This window comes from Oceanobacter kriegii DSM 6294 (assembly GCF_000422845.1).
GTDB classification, from domain to species: domain Bacteria; phylum Pseudomonadota; class Gammaproteobacteria; order Pseudomonadales; family Oceanobacteraceae; genus Oceanobacter; species Oceanobacter kriegii.
Map to the genome: position 1 here is coordinate 74,139 of NZ_AUGV01000018.1, position 16,074 is coordinate 90,212.

Sequence of the window (16,074 nt, forward strand, 5' to 3'; positions counted from 1 at the left end):
ATGATGACCAATACCAACACCAATCTGAATCCATCCGCCAACGCGGCTCAGCAACCGGACGCCGTACAGGTGCCAGGCTTACCAGCCAACCTGCCGTTCAACAGCGACCAACAACACTGGCTGGCCGGTTTTATGGCAGGCCTGCACAACCGCCTGCTGGTGAACGAACAAAGCGCCGAGGCTGTCGCCCCTGCTGCTGCCGTACAGCAAAAGCCGCTGACCATTATCTACGGCTCCCAGACCGGTAACGCCGAAAGCATGGCCGAGCTGGCCGCCGAGCAAGCCAGCGCCCACGGCATGCTGGCCAGCGTCAAGGACATGGACGACGTAAGCCTTGCCGAACTGGCCCAGGCTGAACGCCTGTTAGTCATCACCAGCACCTATGGCGAAGGCGAAATGCCCGACAACGCCCAGATGCTGTGGGACGCCATCAGCAGCGACGACGTGCCTTCCTTCGCCAACACCTTCTTCTCGGTACTGGCGCTGGGCGACACCAGTTACGACGGTTTCTGTGTCGCCGGTCAATTGTGGGATCAGCGACTGGAGCAATTGGGTGGCCAGCGCGTTGCCGACCGGGTCGACTGCGACGTTGATTTTGAAGCCCCGGCGCAGAGTTGGATTGACGCCGTACTGCCGGAAATTTCCAGCCGTGGCGATCAGGCCGCAGCCGCGGTCTCGACCGCTTCGGAAGCGCCCCTGAAAGCCAAGTCCAAATTCAACCGCCAGAACCCGCTGCAAGCGGTGCTGAGCCGTAAGGCGGTACTGACCGGCGACGCCTCCAGCAAACAGATTTGTCACTTTGAATTCAATCTGGGGGATTCCGGCGAACACTACGACGCCGGCGACGCCCTCAACCTGATTCCGCACAACCGCGCCGATCTGGTCGACGAACTGCTGCAACTGCTGAACAGCAACGCCGAGCAGTCCGTTAACGGCCAGCCACTGCGCACCTTGCTGACCGAACAGCTGGAAATCCGCACGCCGTCGAAAGAATTACTGGCACGACTGGCACAAGCCGAAGGTGCTGAAGCCGCCAAGCTCAAACAACTGTTGGACAGCGACGACAACGAGCCGCTGAATGACTATTTATGGGGCAAGGACGTAGTGGATCTGCTGACGCTGATTCCAGCCAATCTGGATGGCGACGAATTCGTCAGCCTCAGCAAGCCGCTGGCACCTCGGGCCTACTCGATCTCATCGAGCATCAACAAACACGCCAACGAAGTTCACCTGACCATCGGCAGCGTGCGCTACCACAGCAACGGCCGCGACCATAACGGCGTGTGCTCGACCTGGCTGGCCGACGAACTGGATGAAGGCGCCAAGGTGTCCTGCTACTTCGCACCAAACAAGCACTTCGCTGTACCGCAGGACGACAAGCTGCCAATCATCATGGTTGGCCCGGGTACCGGCATCGCACCGTTCCGCTCGTTCCTGGAAGAACGTGAAATGCGCGCTGCCGAGGGCGACAACTGGCTGTTCTTTGGCGACCGCAACGCCGCCTCCGACTTTATCTATCGCGAGGAACTGGAAGGCTGGCAGCAATCCGGCTTGCTGACCCGACTCGACCTTGCCTTCTCACGGGATCAGGCCGAGAAAATCTACGTGCAAGACCGCATGCTGGAACACGGCAAGGAACTGTTCGAGTGGTTTGAACGGGGCGCCTATTTCTATATTTGCGGCGATGCCTACCGCATGGCCAAGGACGTCGACGCCGCTCTGCACCAACTGGTCGCCGAACACGGCGGCTTCAGCGAAGCCGACGCCGTGGCCTATGTGAATAACCTCAAGAGCCAGAAGCGCTACGTCCGCGACGTGTACTGAGCCCTACGGCAATCCACCAGCCCCCTCTTGCCCGGCCCCTGGACATACTCCCGGGCATATTTCTGAGTAAGAGGGGCAGCTGGATTTTCTTCAATACCAAGGATACGGCTGACCGTCAGAGTGCTCGTTGAGCCGTTGTCAGTTCCATCGGCCCAAAAGGTGTCGCCAGCTTTTCGGTGGCGACTGCCTGAAACCCCACCCGCTGCAAGGCGGCGTGGATTTCGCATTGATCAAACGACAAGTCATTGCCATTCATGGCCGGAGCAAATCGGCCTAACACGTGGTAGCTTGGTTGGGTTCGTTCGTTGTACAAGCCTTCGTGTAACGACAGCATGACACCGCCGGGCTTCAATTGCTGTTTAAGCCGCATGAGCAGTCCGTCGAGGTCATTGGCAAAGTAAAGTGCCATGGACGACCAAACCAGATCGTACAGCCCTCCCAGTTCAATCTTGTTGAAGTCACCTGCCAGCAGGTTAAGGCGAGTTTGGCTGTCCGCGGGGAGCTGGTCGAGCCGTTGACGGATGCAGTCGATGCTTTGCGGCAGGTCCTGTAGTGTCAGTGTCAGCGCCGGGTATCGCTCAAGTAAGGACGACGCCAGGGTTTCCGATCCAGCGCCCAGGTCCAACATCTGCCAGTCGCCAACGGCACGTTGCGCCAGCTTATCTGCCCAGGGCTCTATCAAGCCCAATACGTAGTCGTTACTGGTACTGCGATGGAATGCCAGCAAGTTGTCAGAGGCCGTTTGCCAGAAATTGGCATCGCGGAAATTCATCCGTGACTGGTAGCTGGCGTCGTCAGCGGCTGACGGGGTTGCCGCCAGCAACTGCTTAATGCGGTCAACCGACATCTGTTTAACCTTCGCCATATGCAGCAGGTTGGCCACCATGCTACGCGGATCGTCCGAGCTCAACAGGCTTTGGTATTGCTCTGCCAGTTGGTACCGCTGCTGCCGCTTGTGAAGAATACCGAGACTGGCCAGAGCATCCAGCAACAGGCCTAACTTGTCCGGGTTCAACCGGGTCTGCTCGGCGACATACGCTGCTTTGACCGGCTGGAGCAGAAAGTCGAAGACCTTCAGCTCCAGCGCAGCTTGCAGCAAGTTCCAGTGAATGGGCGCTTGCACCCATTCCAGTAATTGCTTTGAGGCTGTCATTAAAAATCGGCTCCAATACGAACACCGATATAACGTGGCGCTTTGTCTTCCACCGCAACCCCAACCCCTGACACGGTGACGGCTCGTTCAAACACTTCTTCGTTGGTCAGGTTGGTTGCCACCAGTGCGACTTCAAGCTGTCCCAGCTGGGACTCTGTGAAGCGGTAGCCGAGGTCGGCATCGATCATGCGATAGCCGTCCTGCTTGATGCTGTTGGCAGAGTCAAAGTAGTACTCGCTGCTGCCATGCAGGTTCACGCTGGCAAAGAAGCCATAGTAAGGATCGTATTGGGCCGTCAGACCATAGCTGGCTTTTGGGGCATAAGGCAGGTCATTGCCGGAATAGTCCTGCGCCACCAGGTTGTAATTCACCAGCCCGGATACCTCGTAGTCTTCCGCCTCGGTGTTCAGATAACCCAGCTGGCCTTTCAGGCTCCAGTCATTCTCAAAGCGGTATTCCGCTGCCACTTCTGCACCCTGGCTGACAACGCTGGCGGCATTCGAGGTATGGAACGAGAAGTCCTGGGACACATCGGTAACCTGTTTATCACGGGTGGCAATGTGGAACACACTGGCTTGCAGGTTCAGGCGCTGATCCAGACTCGCCAGCTTGAAGCCCGCTTCCAGATTGCGGCTGGTTTCCTTGTCATACACCAGCGTGTCGGCCGATCCCGCACCGGTGTAGTTGTAGCCGCCCGGCATATAGCCTTTGGCATAGCTGAGGTAAACCGAGCGGTCGTCCGCCAGCGCATAGGACGCAAACACTTTGGGCAACCAGGTGGTGCTTTTGCTGTCATCGCCGTAACTGGATTCAAAGCCGTTGATCAGACGGGTTTGGTCACCTTGCTGGGTGAGCTTTTCACCACGCAGGCCAAAGCCGACTTTCAGCGCACTGGTCAATGCCAGTTCCGCCTGACCAAACAGCGCCACTCCGCGTTGTTTAATGTCGGTGGTGCGGGCTTGAGGCACCATCGCCGCCTGCTCGAAGTAGACGTCGGTGTGCTCCTTGAAGGCGTATAAACCAGCCAACCATTTGAGGTCGCCCTGCTCGGAAGAGAGACGCATTTCCTGCGACAGCATGCGGTCCTGCAAGTCCAGCTCGGAGTAGTAGGACGCCATGGCGTTGAGGTCCAGGTCTTGTACAAAATCGCGGTCGAAACGGGTCAGGCCTGTGACCGCTTCCAGCTTGAGATTGCCCAGCTGCTGCACCACGTTGATGGAGTGAATGCGACTGGTGCGATCGTCATGGCTGTCGGTATTGTAGTTCGTGGTGTAGCGGTCGGTGGCCATCATGCCAGTGTCGTAGCGCAAGCGACCTTTGCCATCCCGACGGGATTCCATCAGCGTATTGAACTGCACATGGCCCGCTGAACCGGTCAGAAACTTCAAACCGGCATTAAGAGTACGGCGATCTTGCGAGCCGCTCTCATTGTCGTCGGTGACCTCGTTCAGATTCGGCCCCTGGGAGTCCTGCCAGCTCAGGCCTATGCTGCCTTGTATGGCATCGGCAACCAGCTCACCACTGGCTCCCAGATTGATCAACTGATGAGCCGCGTCACCGTCCGCCCCGGACAGTTGGCCGGAGTTCAATTGCGCCTGAAAGTGGCTCTGTGCCGATGGCTGCTGACTGTAAACCTTAATCACGCCCGCTTCAGAGTTACGGCCGTATAGCGAGCCCTGCGGTCCTTTCACCAGTTCAATCTGACGGGCATTGTCCAGTGCTGGTAGCTGGCTGCCGCCCAGTGGCAAGGCCACACCGTCGTAGTAATAGGCCACCGGTTCGTACAAGCCTGTGTCAAAGCCGCCGCTGCCACGCACCACTACCCGGGTCTGAACGCTGGAGTCTTCAATCCGTACATTGGGTGCAAAGGCAGCCAACGCTGCGATACCCTGGTCGCTCTCTTCACTGTCGATAACATTTACGGTATCCGGTACATCCGCCGGGGCTTCCTGCCAATAACGCGCTTGCACCACCACCTCGGGAATCACTGCATCGTCGCTTGTAGTAGCCCACATCTGAGTGGCAGACGTTGCCATCACAATCAGGCCTGGCAGCCTGATCCATTGCCATTGGGTCATTATGTGTCCTCTGAAAACATCCCTAAAAAACGCAGACGATGATTTCAGAGCGGGCAGACTGGCGACTATCAAACGGAGCAAGCACAACTGTTAAATAGCGAGCATTCTTATGTGACCACCCTTTACTTTTGATAATAATTCTCATTAAGATCAAGACACGACACAGCGTACACAGGAGTTCTCATGCAAACGACCGCAGTGGCTACCGCCAGCGACATCGCAATGAGTAGTTTTCCCGGTAACAAAGCACTGAAACGCGGCGCCTGGGTGATTCAGAACTTGCCCTCGCACAGTGGCGTTGAATTCCGCATTTGCCACTTGTGCAGCCAGATCAGCTGCACGGTCAGTAGCTGTGACGTTACGGAAGACTTTGAAAACCAGATTCCCTATGACCAGCCCGTCACACTGCTGGTGTTTGGGCTACAAGGGCAAACCCGCTTCCGCTTTGCCGACGGCAGCGCCGAGTGCGTGGTCAGAGAAGGAGATGTGTGGCTGATTAACACGGTTGGCGCACCCATCCAACGGCATACCCCAGGCCGTACTCATGCAAGAATGGCGGTGCTGAAATATTCTACGGCCCGCATCAATGAAGCCTTTACCGAAGAAGACGACATACATCAGTTGCTGGACCAAAATCGCATTGTGCGATTGGCCCGCCAACAGCCTCTGGACAAACGCGTGGCAAGAATCATGGACAACCCGATGCAGAGTCCATCCTCACGCATTTTGGCAGAAGCCAAAGCACTGGAAATTCTGGCACATTGGGTGACCACTGCAGACAGCTCCAATCTGCATCATGATGGACAACCGGATGATGAACCTTCTCCCCGGTCGCAGGCACTCAAACAGGTTATCGCTCATCTGATCAGCGACCTAACCCGAGCACCCAGCCTACAGGATCTGGCCCGCGCTTCAGGCATCAGCCACACCTGTTTGAACAGGCATTTTCGCAAACAGTACGGGATGACCGTTTTTGAGTGGTTTCGGGCCCATAAGCTGGAGCGAGCGCAAAAATACCTCGCTGATGAACAGCGCTCAATTACCGATATAGCCCACCAATGTGGTTTCAGCAGCGCCAGCCATTTTGGCCAGTGCTTCAAAAAGCAGTATGGCTGCTCACCGGCGCAATACCGGGAGCAACAGGGCCCCTCTGAATAAAACGGGCCTCGCCGGCTGCACCGGCAGACCCGAAATTGGCCGCCATATTCCTCAATACTGACCGCGCTGAACCAGCAGCATGGCAACAAAAGCCACCAACACAGCAGCCAGCAAGGCCGCACTCAACCAGTAGGGCATCGCGGTACTGCTGGCGTACAGGGCAGCGCCGAGAATAGGACCAATGGCCATACCGACGCCTTTACTAAAGCCATTGACCCCTGCGGCCTTGGCTTGATTCCGCTGCCCGACTGCCAGACTCAATAGCGCCAGATTACAGGGCAATAAAATACCAATCCCCAGGCCCATGAATCCCATCGACAACAACAGCGATTGAGGGTCGGTAGCCATCGCTGCCATCGACAACGCCACGCAGGAAACCGCTGCTCCTAACACAGCCATACGCTGTGGCGTCAGCCTGAGTAACGCCACCAGCACCAACTGGGAAAAAATCATGGCCGCCATCGAAACCATCATGATGCGCCCGGCAAACTGCACAGAACCGTTAAAGTCCAGACCAAAATCATCCTGTAAACGCAAGGCAGTAATTTGCTGAATCAGACTGTACACCGTTAAACACAACAACGTGGTTAACAGAAACGGCAGCATTGACCCAAACCTGAGCGACTGCTCAGCTGGCGCCTGCTGCCCATCCCAACGACTACGATAGCGGGCTGCAGCGGCGGCGGCAGACAAATCTTCCGCCGTTTCAGGGTGACTGAACCACAACCACAGGCAACACAACAGCAGCGCCGTGGTGATCAGGTAAAACCCCTCCAGTACATGCTCACCACCTGTCGCCATTGCCAATGTACCGCCCAACACCGTGCCAACACCAAATGAACCTCCCAACAACCCCATGCCACGACTACGCTGGGTTGGACTGGTCAGATCAGCAATCACAGCCTGAGCGGCAGGCATCAGACCACCACTGGCACAGGACTGCGCCCAGCGTACCGCCAGCACAGAAAGCAGCAGGGTTTGCATCGGCAGCCATTGTCGCTCACCAGCCTCGAATACCAGTACCAGCAAGGCCAATCCCAGGGTTGTACCTATGCTGCCAAACAGAACCACAAAGCGGCGCCCTCTGGCATCGCAAATCCAGCCCCAAAACGGCGCAGCCAGAGTCAAAACCAATGCGCCGCCTCCCATTACAAAACCGGCCTGCATATCGGTTAACGAGTATTCACGTGCCATTGCAGGAAAGGTAATCACAAAATATGCATGGCCAATGGCGCTGCATATCAACGTCAAAAACAATGGAATAAACGCCCGCCTGGATGCGGCTGACGAGCCCGTTGCCGCAGCGAGGGTGGAAGAAAGTTGGGTCACAAGACACTCCCTGTTAATAAAATCACCAACGGGAGCCTAACCAAATGCAGAAATGAACAATATCAGCCGAAGAACAGCCCGCTATTAAATAGGGCAATCCGTGAAGGATCACAAACTGCCCAACGGCCAATAAATAGAAATAATTATCATTAGATTCAAGGCAAACTCTTCTGTAACATCCGTCGCAAACGATAACCATTATCAATACAGGCAGAAACGGATATTCAGCCAACGCTCGCACCGGATGGCCTCTTTTTTACCGCTACTTGCAGAAAGACAAACGGAGTCCACGTTCCAATGAACCCTCATTTCAAACCCGCACTGGCACTCAGCCTGCTGCCACTGACATTCACCTCTTTAACCGCCAGCGCCGCTACCGAAGAATCTGATGTCGAGGTTGTCTATGCCTATGGTGAAACCGGCAAAACCGATACTGCGACCAAACTCAACCTGACCGTCCGGGAAACCCCTCAAAACATAACAACCATGTCACTGGGTCAGATCGAGGATTTCAATCTGACCAAGGTCAACAAGGCACTGGATTACGCTCCCGGCGTTACCGTTGAAGAAATCGAAACCAACCGCACCTACTACACAGCCCGCGGCTTCGACATTGTGAACTTCCAATACGATGGCGTTGGTGCGCCGTTCGTCTCTGGCATCAATCTTGGCCAACAAGACACTGCAACGTACGAAAAAATTGAGGTTATTAAAGGTGCTGCGGGCCTGATTACTGGCGTTGCCAACCCATCGGCGACGGTCAACTATGTACGCAAACGCCCAACTGAAGAATTCCAGGGCTCGGCAGCGCTGACGCTGGGACAATGGAACAATCGCCGTATTGAAGGCGATGTATCCGGCTCCCTGTCCGACTCCGTCCGCGGCCGTGCAGTGGTCGTAGCCGACCAGGGCGATTCCTATCTGGACCGTTATAGCGATAACACCAAATTGGGTTATGGCATTATTGAAGCCGACCTGACCGACAGCACTCAGTTGAGCCTGGGCTATAAAGTCGACAAGAACCAATCGGATGGTGTTCTGTGGGGAGCCCTCCCGTTGGTTTACAGCGATGGCTCCCGTACCGACTACGACGTATCCACCAGCACTGCAACCGACTGGACCTTTGCCAACACGACTCAAAAGCAAGCGTTTGTTGAACTGAATCAGGACATCAACTACGACTGGTCTGCCCACCTGGTGTTCACCCGTAGCCAATATGACTACGAGTCGGAACTGTTCTATGTGTACGGCACCCCGAATGCAGACACCGAAGTCGGACTGTACGGCTACGCCAGCGCCTACGACCGTAAGGAAGTACAGCGCAACCTGGAGGCCTACCTGTCCGGTAACCTGATGATTGGTGAACAGGAACACCAGATTGTCGCCGGTATCAGCAACACCACCATCACGGTGGACGAGGCGTCCTACTACAACTACACCGAAGGCTATCCGGTACTGGGTGGAGACTGGATGGACGGCAATACCCCGGCCATGGACTTCCCGGATCATAATCCGGCGACTGGCACAACCGACCTAGAAATCACCATGCGGTCAGTCTACCTGGCGACTCGCTGGAATCTCAGCGACTCGCTGTCAATTCTGGCTGGCGCACGTACCAACGACATTGAGCAAAAGGGCGTTAGCTATGGTGGTGACGCCGATACTGATGCCAACAAGACCACGCCATACCTGGGCGCTACATACGACCTGACCGAAGATACCACTCTGTACGGCAGCTACAGTGAGGTATTCAAACAACAAACCTTTGTTAACGCAGAGCTGCGCCCACTCGGTGCCGTAGAAGGAGACGCCACTGAGTTTGGCGTAAAACACTCTTTAAACGACGGTCTGGCTTCCATCAGTGCCGGTGTATTCAGCTCCAGCCAAAGCAACTTTGGTGTCTTTGTTGGTCGTAACGATGCAGGCATCGCGTTGTACGAACCCGCAGAACTGGACAGCGAAGGCTTTGAAATTGAACTGGCCGGTGAAGTAGCCGATAACCTCAACCTCAGCGCCGGTTTCAGCAGCTTTGAGATTACCGACAAGGATGGAGAGAAAGCCCGGACATTCCTGCCGACCAAAACCCTGGATATTTCCGGTAGCTATGCGCTACCTGCGATTGAAGGTCTGAAAATAGGTGCCGTTTTGTCCTGGCAGAACGCCATTAAAACCGAGGGCAGCTACACCAACACCGACGGACAAGCCGCCACAACAACCATCAAACAAGACGCTTATGCCTTGCTTGATCTGTCGGCTCAATACCAGGCCACCGAAGCCTTGGGCTTTTCCGTTAACGTTGAAAACGTAACCGACAAAAAGTACCTCAACAGCCTCTACTGGACACAGGCGTACTACGGTGCTCCGCGTAATATTTCCGCGGGTGTCCGTTGGGATTTCTGATGCATTGACAGCATCAACAAAAACGCCCCATTCAGTCGAATGGGGCGTTTTTGTATAAAGACTCTCTTTATCTGGCTCAGTCCACCAGAACGGTGTTGGCGAATTTGGAAAGGACTGGTCATTCCGCTGCATTCGCCGCGGGGTTATTGTGAAGAGCCAATGACAACCTGCATGACTCGCGCAGAGCTGTGCAGAGTTACTTAGAGGGGCCCCAAGCCTTTGTCCCCGCCAGGGACTTCGAATTATCGAAGCAGTTTTATCAGGACATGGGCTTTACCATGGCGTCTGACGAAGGCGGTATTGCTTACTTTCACCATCAAAATTGCAGTTTCCTGCTGCAGGATTTCTACCACCCTGAACACGCCGAAAACGTGATGATGCACTTGCTGGTGAGCGATGTGGATGGCTGGTACGAGGCGTTGTTGCAGCAGGATTTGCCAGCAAAGTACGGCGTGCGTCTTGGGCAGCCGGTCGACCAGCCATGGAAGATGCGGGATTTCATTCTCACCGACCCGTCCGGTGTACTTTGGCGCATTGGCCAGAATATTCAGTAGCCCTGAGCCCCGCCGGAATAACGAAGCACGACTATTTGATGTCTCTCAAGTCCGAGACGTTTAGCCCAAAAGTACAAATAAGAATCGTTTACATAATACTAATCAAGCTCTAGGCTTGGAGGTTCCTCGCTTTTGGAGTCAAGAGTCAGCCTATGAAAACCTTACCCCTGTTAGTTGCCATGACATTGGGCCTGACGGCCGTTACCGCACAAGCAGCCGAGCACACCGTTGCCATGAAGAATACCGGTGCCGAAGGCATGATGGTGTTTGAACCTGCGGTACTGAATGTGGCGGTGGGTGATACCGTCAAGTTTGTGCCGACGGATATGGCGCACAACTCCCAATCTGTGGATACCCTCAAACCGGCCGGTAGTGCCAGCTGGGTGGGTGCCATCAATGAGCCAGTTACGGTCACGATCGACAAGGAAGGTGTGTACGTCTATCAGTGTGCGCCGCACGCCATGATGGGCATGGTCGGTGTCGTGGTGGCTGGCAAGCCGGTCAATCTGGAGCAGGTGAAAGCCGATTCCAAAGCCCTGACCGCTACCTTTATGATGAACCAGACCCGTCTGGATGATTATCTGGCGCAGGTGAAATAATCTGCCATAAAGCGCCTGGGCATAAGGGGACATCTATTTAATCCGGTGCTCGCTCTGGGCTACCGGATGGGTTCGAATCACGAAGCCGATTTGTAGGCCTGACGGGTCAAGTCAAAAGTCGGCGACACAGAGTCGAGATCATCCGACAGCCCCCGCAGGGCGCGGGTTGCCGTCGCCCAGTGCGGTGTTGACGAACTTGGAAAGGACTAGTCATTCCGCTGCATTCGTCGCCTTGCCCTGAACAACGGCAACGCTCGCGCAGAGTCGTGCAGGATTAAATAGATGTCCCCATAAATAACCCGGGCGTAAAAAAGCCGCCTGTTGCCATCACCAACAACAGGCGGCTTCACGGTTAGGCCAGTCGCCCCTCACATCCCTTTACGACTGTGCCAACCTTCCTTGCGCTCCACCCGGGAGCGACGAAACATCGGGGCAATGTTGCTGCCCTGCTGGGTGCAGGCATCACGGGCGGCCAATTCCGCCGCGTCACACGCCATCGCACACTCGAACACGTAATCTGCTTCAACATCCGACCGCTGTTGCTCACTTTGCAATTTGAACACCAGCTGCAGCCGCATCATCAGCGCCTGCAATGGCTTGTCGAATTGCTCCAGCACCTGCAATTGGGTGTCAAAACGCTGCAACAGTTGTTGCAGTGACGAGGTTGTCGGGCTGGTTTGCAACGCCACACTGGCCAGGTACAGCGCGGTGTTGGCTTGCTCGTGGGCAATCAGGTACTTGTCGTGGCGCACAATGCGTTGCGCCCGTTGTTCGGGAGTTTCCATAGTGGCAGTTTCGCTTGCTGTCTTCAGTGTGTGTTCAAGTGCGTTCCCATTCCCCAAAGACTAACAATAACGATTCTCATTTGCGACGGTGTTTGAACAATTTTTTCAAACTGGCCGGCTGATTCGCAAATTCATGTCAATATCACCACCCATACTTGATAATAATTCTTATTTGAAGCTAGCATAAACATTACCCCCATTGATGTTCTGCCCGGACTCAGCCATGAACCAGCCCGATCATTCCCAGGATTCCAGCATCGAAACCCTCTACCTCGAGAACCATCGTTGGTTGCAGGGCTGGATGAACAAGAAATTGGGCTGCTCGTTTCGCGCCGCCGATTTGATGCACGACACCTTTGTACGGCTGCTGGGGCGCGAACAACAACCTGCCATGGAGCAACCTTCGGCCTACCTGATGACCGTCGCCAAACGGGTTCTGGTGGATCACTGGCGGCGAGAACAGCTGGAACAAGCCTATCTGGAAGCGTTGGAACAGCTGCCGCAAGACGTCGCGCCGTCGGCTGAGTTGCAGCATGAAATCTTCGATACCCTGCTGGAAATTGACCGTCGTCTGGATGGCTTGCCTACCCCGGTGAAGCAAGCCTTCCTGCTGGCACGCCTCGACGGCATGAAGCTGGCAGCCATTGCTGAGCGACTCGATATTTCGCAAAGCACGGTCAAACGTTATCTGGTGCAAGCCAGTGCCCAGTGCTATTTCGCACTGACGCTGGAACACAGCAGCGTGGAGGCCGACGCATGATTCAGGGCGCACCGATCCCGCATCAGATTGCCCAGCAGGCCGTAGAGCTACTGGTCGAATGGCAAATGTCAGAACAGCCGCAGCAAGCACGCCAACAGATCGACCAATGGCGCAGCCAACACCCGGACCATGAACGTGCATGGCAACACATGGAACAGGTAAACCAGCAGTTTGAGCAGCTCAGCAGTGGCCCGGCGCAACAAGCGCTGATGCAACCGAGCAACCGTCGTCAAATGCTAAAAACCCTGGCGCTGGCGGCCTTTGCGGTTGGTGTGTCGATTCCGGCCTGGCGCTCGGATACCCTGCAAGGCCTGCTGGCGGCCCCTTACCGCACCGGCAAGGGCGAGCAAGGCAGCTGGACGCTGGCCGATGGTTCGTTGCTGAAGCTCAACAGCGACAGCGCCGTGCGGGTGCACTTTGGCCCCGGCCAGCGCGACATTGAATTGCTGTATGGCGAAGCCTATGTCGAAACCGGCCATGCAAACGCGCAACTGGCCAGTCATCAGGCGCTGACCGTTCGTACCCGCGACGGCCTGGTCACCCCGCTGGGAACCCGCTTCAACGTTCACGAGCAACAGCAAAGCATCCATGTGCAGGTGTATCAGGGAGCGGTGCGCCTGCAGCCCCGTTATGGCTCTGCCAGCAACATTGAAGCGGGCTGGCAAGCCAGCTTCGACAACGCCAGCAGCACCACCGCCAGACCGCTAAGCCAGCCTCGGCCAGCCTGGACCCAGGGCATGATCGTCGCCGATAACATGCGGCTGGACGACTTTCTGCGCGAACTGAACCGCCATCGCCACGGGGTTTTGCAAGTCGACCCCGCCGCTGCCGACTTACGGGTGTCAGGCACCTACCCAATCGATCAGGCCGACATTGCCCTTGATCATCTGGCCAGCATTTTGCCCGTAAAAGTACAGCGCTTTACCGAGTTGTGGATTCGGGTTCTGCCCGAATAATCCGGCGCTCTGGCGCACCAAAGCAGCCCCCATCACATAATCCCGAAAAATTGCTAAAAAATTTGAGCTGATTTTGATTCTCATTCGACAAGGTATTCAGAACACCTGAAAACGTCGTCTGACATCACCCAAGAACCAGCTGTCGGGAATACCCATGCATCGCTCGAAATTCACAAAACACCCTCTGTCATTGGTGGTCAGCGCGTCGCTGGCCCTGCTGCCCGCTGCCAGTGTGCTGGCACCTGCACTGTTGGCGTCCACCAGCGCTAACGCCCAGACATCCGCCAATGCCGTTATCCAATACGATATTCCTGCTGGCAGCCTGACCAAGGCGCTGAACCTGCTGGGCCAGCAATCCGGGCTGGTATTGATGTATTCCCCCAGCCTGACCGAAGGGCTGAGCACCCCGGGGCTGACGGGCAGCATGACGGTGGAACAGGCCCTCGACAGCCTGCTGGCCAGCACCGAGCTGGTGTACACCATTAACGGCAATCGCGTGACCCTGATTGAAAACAACGTCGATGGCGACGACATTGCCCTGCCGCCCATCACCGTGACCGGTGAACGGGTAAAACGCTCCCTGCGCGAAACCGCTTCCAGCGTTGAAGTGATGGACGCAGCCAGCATCGAGCGACACACCTCAATAACCTCCGGTAACGACCTCAACGCCCTGATCAGCAACCAGGTCGGCAACGAAACCACCAACTATGCGCCGGCGGTTCGTGGTCTGGATGGCACCGGCCCGGCTCGCGGCGCCATTGCCTTCTTCGCGGGCACCCGATCCCGTTTGGGGCTGATCATTGACGGTCGTCCGGCGGGCTTCAACGAACTGGTGTTTGCCGACTCCTCCATGTGGGATGTCGAGCAGGTCGAGGTGTATCGCGGTCCCCAAAGCACACTGAATGGTCGCAACTCCATTGCCGGTGCCATGGTGATGAAAACCAAGGACCCCAGCTTTACCCCGGAAGGTGCGGCCCGAGTGGCCTTCGGTAACAACAACAGCCGTCAGTATGCGGCGGCGGTATCGGCTCCGATCAACAGCGACTGGGCCTTCCGGGTAGCCGGTGAATACAAGGCCCGTGACAGCTTTATCGACTTTGAAGGCTACGAGGCGGATGAAAATCCGGGCGAATTCCGCTCCAACAATGTGCGCGCCAAATTGCTGTATCAGCCGGATGCCAACCCCGACCTCACCAACCTGATCACCGTCAGCTATCAGGACTACCACGGCCCACAAGGCGAGCAACTGGTGTATCCCTTCTCGGACCACCAGCCAGACTCCGCCCAGACCGCGACCTTCAGCCCCAAAAGCACCAACGCCAGCATGGAAACCGTGGTGCCACTGAACAGCGACTGGCAACTGGAGAACACCCTCAGCTGGTCGGACTTCAACATCAATCGTACGGTACCGACCGCCGGTCGTGGCAACGTCGACATCGATGGCAGTGAATACCTGCTGGAACCGCGCCTGCGTTACACCGGCAGCCAAACCATCAGCGGCTTTGTTGGCCTGTACCTGTTCAATTCCAGCCAGGACGAAGACATTGACCTGTGGGCCAGCCTCTACGACGACTCCACCCGTACCACCGCCGTTTTTGGTGAGTCGCAAATTCAGCTGAGCCAGGCACTGCAACTGACGTTGGGTGGCCGCTATGAGCGCGAGCATCGTCAGCGCGAGGGCGGCGGCAGCTTTGCAGCGTCCAACGTTGATCTGGACGAAACCTACTCGGCCTTTATGCCCAAGCTGGGGCTGGGCTACCAGCTGTCCTCCAGCACCACCGTCGGCCTGCAGATTTCCAAAGGCTTTAACGGTGGCGGTGCCGGGGTGACTTTCGCCGACCCATACACCTCGTACGAATACGACCCGGAAACCGTCTGGAACTACGAGGCCTACCTGCGCTCCAGCCTGTTGAACAACCACCTGGCGATCAACGCCAACGCCTTTTACGCCGATTACACCGATATGCAGCTGCCTTACCAGTTGGCGTCTGAGTCGATCGTGATTCGCAACGCCGAATCGGTGCAAACCTACGGTCTGGAAACCGGCGTGCAGTGGCTGCCTATGGACCACATCAGCGTTTCAGGCGACATCGGCCTGCTGCAAACCGACATCAGCAAATACCCGGACTCCGGCTATCAAGGCAACGAGTTGCCACGCTCTCCAGACCTGACCAGCTCACTGGCGGTGAACTACTCCGACGATGACATCGAACTGGGGCTGAACGCCCGTTATACCAGCGCCTACTACGTTGATATCGACAACACCGAACGCGTCAAAACCAGCGCTTTCTGGGTTGCCAATGCCGAAGCGGCCTGGAAGTACAACAACCTGCGCCTGTTCGGCTACATCAAGAACCTGTTCGATGCCGACGACGTCACCTACTACCGCACCGTGGGTGCCACTCAGGCGGACGACGTTGCCTATATTGTGCAACCGCGAAACGCCGGTGTTGGCGTTGATATGAAGTTCTGATCAAG

The 16,074-nt window shown here is 56.3% G+C and carries 12 protein-coding genes; 8 read left to right on the top strand and 4 right to left on the bottom strand.

From position 1 onward, the window contains the following. The gene (locus G516_RS0110495) at positions 1-1,824 is read left to right on the top strand and encodes a sulfite reductase subunit alpha (RefSeq protein ID WP_211225095.1); all 1,824 of its coding nucleotides are present in this window, start codon (positions 1-3) and stop codon (positions 1,822-1,824) included. 115 nt (positions 1,825-1,939) lie between these two features. Here G516_RS0110495 and G516_RS23925 read toward each other — a convergent pair whose 3' ends face one another. Next, positions 1,940-2,977, bottom strand: coding sequence for a methyltransferase family protein (locus G516_RS23925; RefSeq protein WP_051219251.1), 1,038 nt, complete (start codon positions 2,975-2,977; stop codon positions 1,940-1,942). Then, positions 2,977-5,055 (bottom strand): TonB-dependent receptor, encoded by a 2,079-nt coding sequence (locus G516_RS0110505; RefSeq protein WP_028293620.1) that lies wholly within the window; start codon positions 5,053-5,055, stop codon positions 2,977-2,979. Before G516_RS0110505 ends, G516_RS23925 begins: the two co-directional genes overlap by 1 nt. 183 nt (positions 5,056-5,238) lie before the next feature. On the opposite strand from G516_RS0110505, the gene G516_RS22005 reads away from it, so the two are divergent. After that, positions 5,239-6,213 (top strand): AraC family transcriptional regulator, encoded by a 975-nt coding sequence (locus G516_RS22005; RefSeq protein ID WP_051219253.1) that lies wholly within the window; start codon positions 5,239-5,241, stop codon positions 6,211-6,213. Between the two features lie 51 nt (positions 6,214-6,264). On the opposite strand, the gene G516_RS0110515 is transcribed toward G516_RS22005, so the two are convergent. Continuing rightward, positions 6,265-7,542, bottom strand: coding sequence for an MFS transporter (locus G516_RS0110515; protein WP_169449525.1), 1,278 nt, complete (start codon positions 7,540-7,542; stop codon positions 6,265-6,267). Between the two features lie 297 nt (positions 7,543-7,839). Between G516_RS0110515 and G516_RS0110520 the strand changes: the two genes are divergently transcribed. The 3 genes from G516_RS0110520 (at position 7,840) to G516_RS0110530 (ending at position 11,095) form a co-directional block, all read left to right on the top strand. Then, positions 7,840-9,942, top strand: coding sequence for a TonB-dependent siderophore receptor (locus G516_RS0110520; RefSeq protein WP_028293622.1), 2,103 nt, complete (start codon positions 7,840-7,842; stop codon positions 9,940-9,942). A 188-nt stretch (positions 9,943-10,130) separates the two neighbouring features. Continuing rightward, positions 10,131-10,496, top strand: coding sequence for a VOC family protein (locus G516_RS0110525; protein WP_028293623.1), 366 nt, complete (start codon positions 10,131-10,133; stop codon positions 10,494-10,496). Positions 10,497-10,648: 152 nt separating this feature from the next. Next, on the top strand, positions 10,649-11,095 hold the full coding sequence (locus tag G516_RS0110530) for a pseudoazurin (RefSeq protein WP_028293624.1): 447 nt from the start codon (positions 10,649-10,651) through the stop codon (positions 11,093-11,095). A 368-nt stretch (positions 11,096-11,463) separates the two neighbouring features. Here the strand turns inward: G516_RS0110530 and G516_RS0110535 are convergent, their stop codons facing one another. Next, the gene (locus G516_RS0110535) at positions 11,464-11,880 is read right to left on the bottom strand and encodes a hypothetical protein (protein WP_028293625.1); all 417 of its coding nucleotides are present in this window, start codon (positions 11,878-11,880) and stop codon (positions 11,464-11,466) included. A 223-nt stretch (positions 11,881-12,103) separates the two neighbouring features. Here G516_RS0110535 and G516_RS22010 point away from each other — a divergent pair, with 223 nt between their 5' ends. The 3 genes from G516_RS22010 (at position 12,104) to G516_RS22015 (ending at position 16,069) form a co-directional block, all read left to right on the top strand. Then, entirely contained in the window at positions 12,104-12,640 is a 537-nt protein-coding gene (locus G516_RS22010) for a sigma-70 family RNA polymerase sigma factor (RefSeq protein ID WP_036535808.1), read from the top strand. Beyond that, positions 12,637-13,596: a FecR domain-containing protein gene (locus G516_RS0110545; protein WP_028293626.1), complete on the top strand. Its 960-nt coding sequence runs from the start codon at positions 12,637-12,639 to the stop codon at positions 13,594-13,596. Before G516_RS22010 ends, G516_RS0110545 begins: the two co-directional genes overlap by 4 nt. Positions 13,597-13,750: 154 nt before the next feature. Next, positions 13,751-16,069: a TonB-dependent receptor domain-containing protein gene (locus G516_RS22015; protein WP_051219255.1), complete on the top strand. Its 2,319-nt coding sequence runs from the start codon at positions 13,751-13,753 to the stop codon at positions 16,067-16,069. The last annotated feature ends 5 nt before the right edge of the window (positions 16,070-16,074 follow it).

What these genes read in the sequence shown, in the direction of transcription:
- G516_RS0110495 (WP_211225095.1), top strand. Translation starts at nt 1, where the DNA reads ATGATGACCAATACCAACACCAATCTGAATCCATCCGCCAACGCGGCT.
- G516_RS23925 (WP_051219251.1), bottom strand. Translation starts at nt 2,977, where the DNA reads ATGACAGCCTCAAAGCAATTACTGGAATGGGTGCAAGCGCCCATTCAC.
- G516_RS0110505 (WP_028293620.1), bottom strand. Translation starts at nt 5,055, where the DNA reads ATGACCCAATGGCAATGGATCAGGCTGCCAGGCCTGATTGTGATGGCA.
- G516_RS22005 (WP_051219253.1), top strand. Translation starts at nt 5,239, where the DNA reads ATGCAAACGACCGCAGTGGCTACCGCCAGCGACATCGCAATGAGTAGT.
- G516_RS0110520 (WP_028293622.1), top strand. Translation starts at nt 7,840, where the DNA reads ATGAACCCTCATTTCAAACCCGCACTGGCACTCAGCCTGCTGCCACTG.
- G516_RS0110530 (WP_028293624.1), top strand. Translation starts at nt 10,649, where the DNA reads ATGAAAACCTTACCCCTGTTAGTTGCCATGACATTGGGCCTGACGGCC.
- G516_RS0110535 (WP_028293625.1), bottom strand. Translation starts at nt 11,880, where the DNA reads ATGGAAACTCCCGAACAACGGGCGCAACGCATTGTGCGCCACGACAAG.
- G516_RS22010 (WP_036535808.1), top strand. Translation starts at nt 12,104, where the DNA reads ATGAACCAGCCCGATCATTCCCAGGATTCCAGCATCGAAACCCTCTAC.
- G516_RS0110545 (WP_028293626.1), top strand. Translation starts at nt 12,637, where the DNA reads ATGATTCAGGGCGCACCGATCCCGCATCAGATTGCCCAGCAGGCCGTA.
- G516_RS22015 (WP_051219255.1), top strand. Translation starts at nt 13,751, where the DNA reads ATGCATCGCTCGAAATTCACAAAACACCCTCTGTCATTGGTGGTCAGC.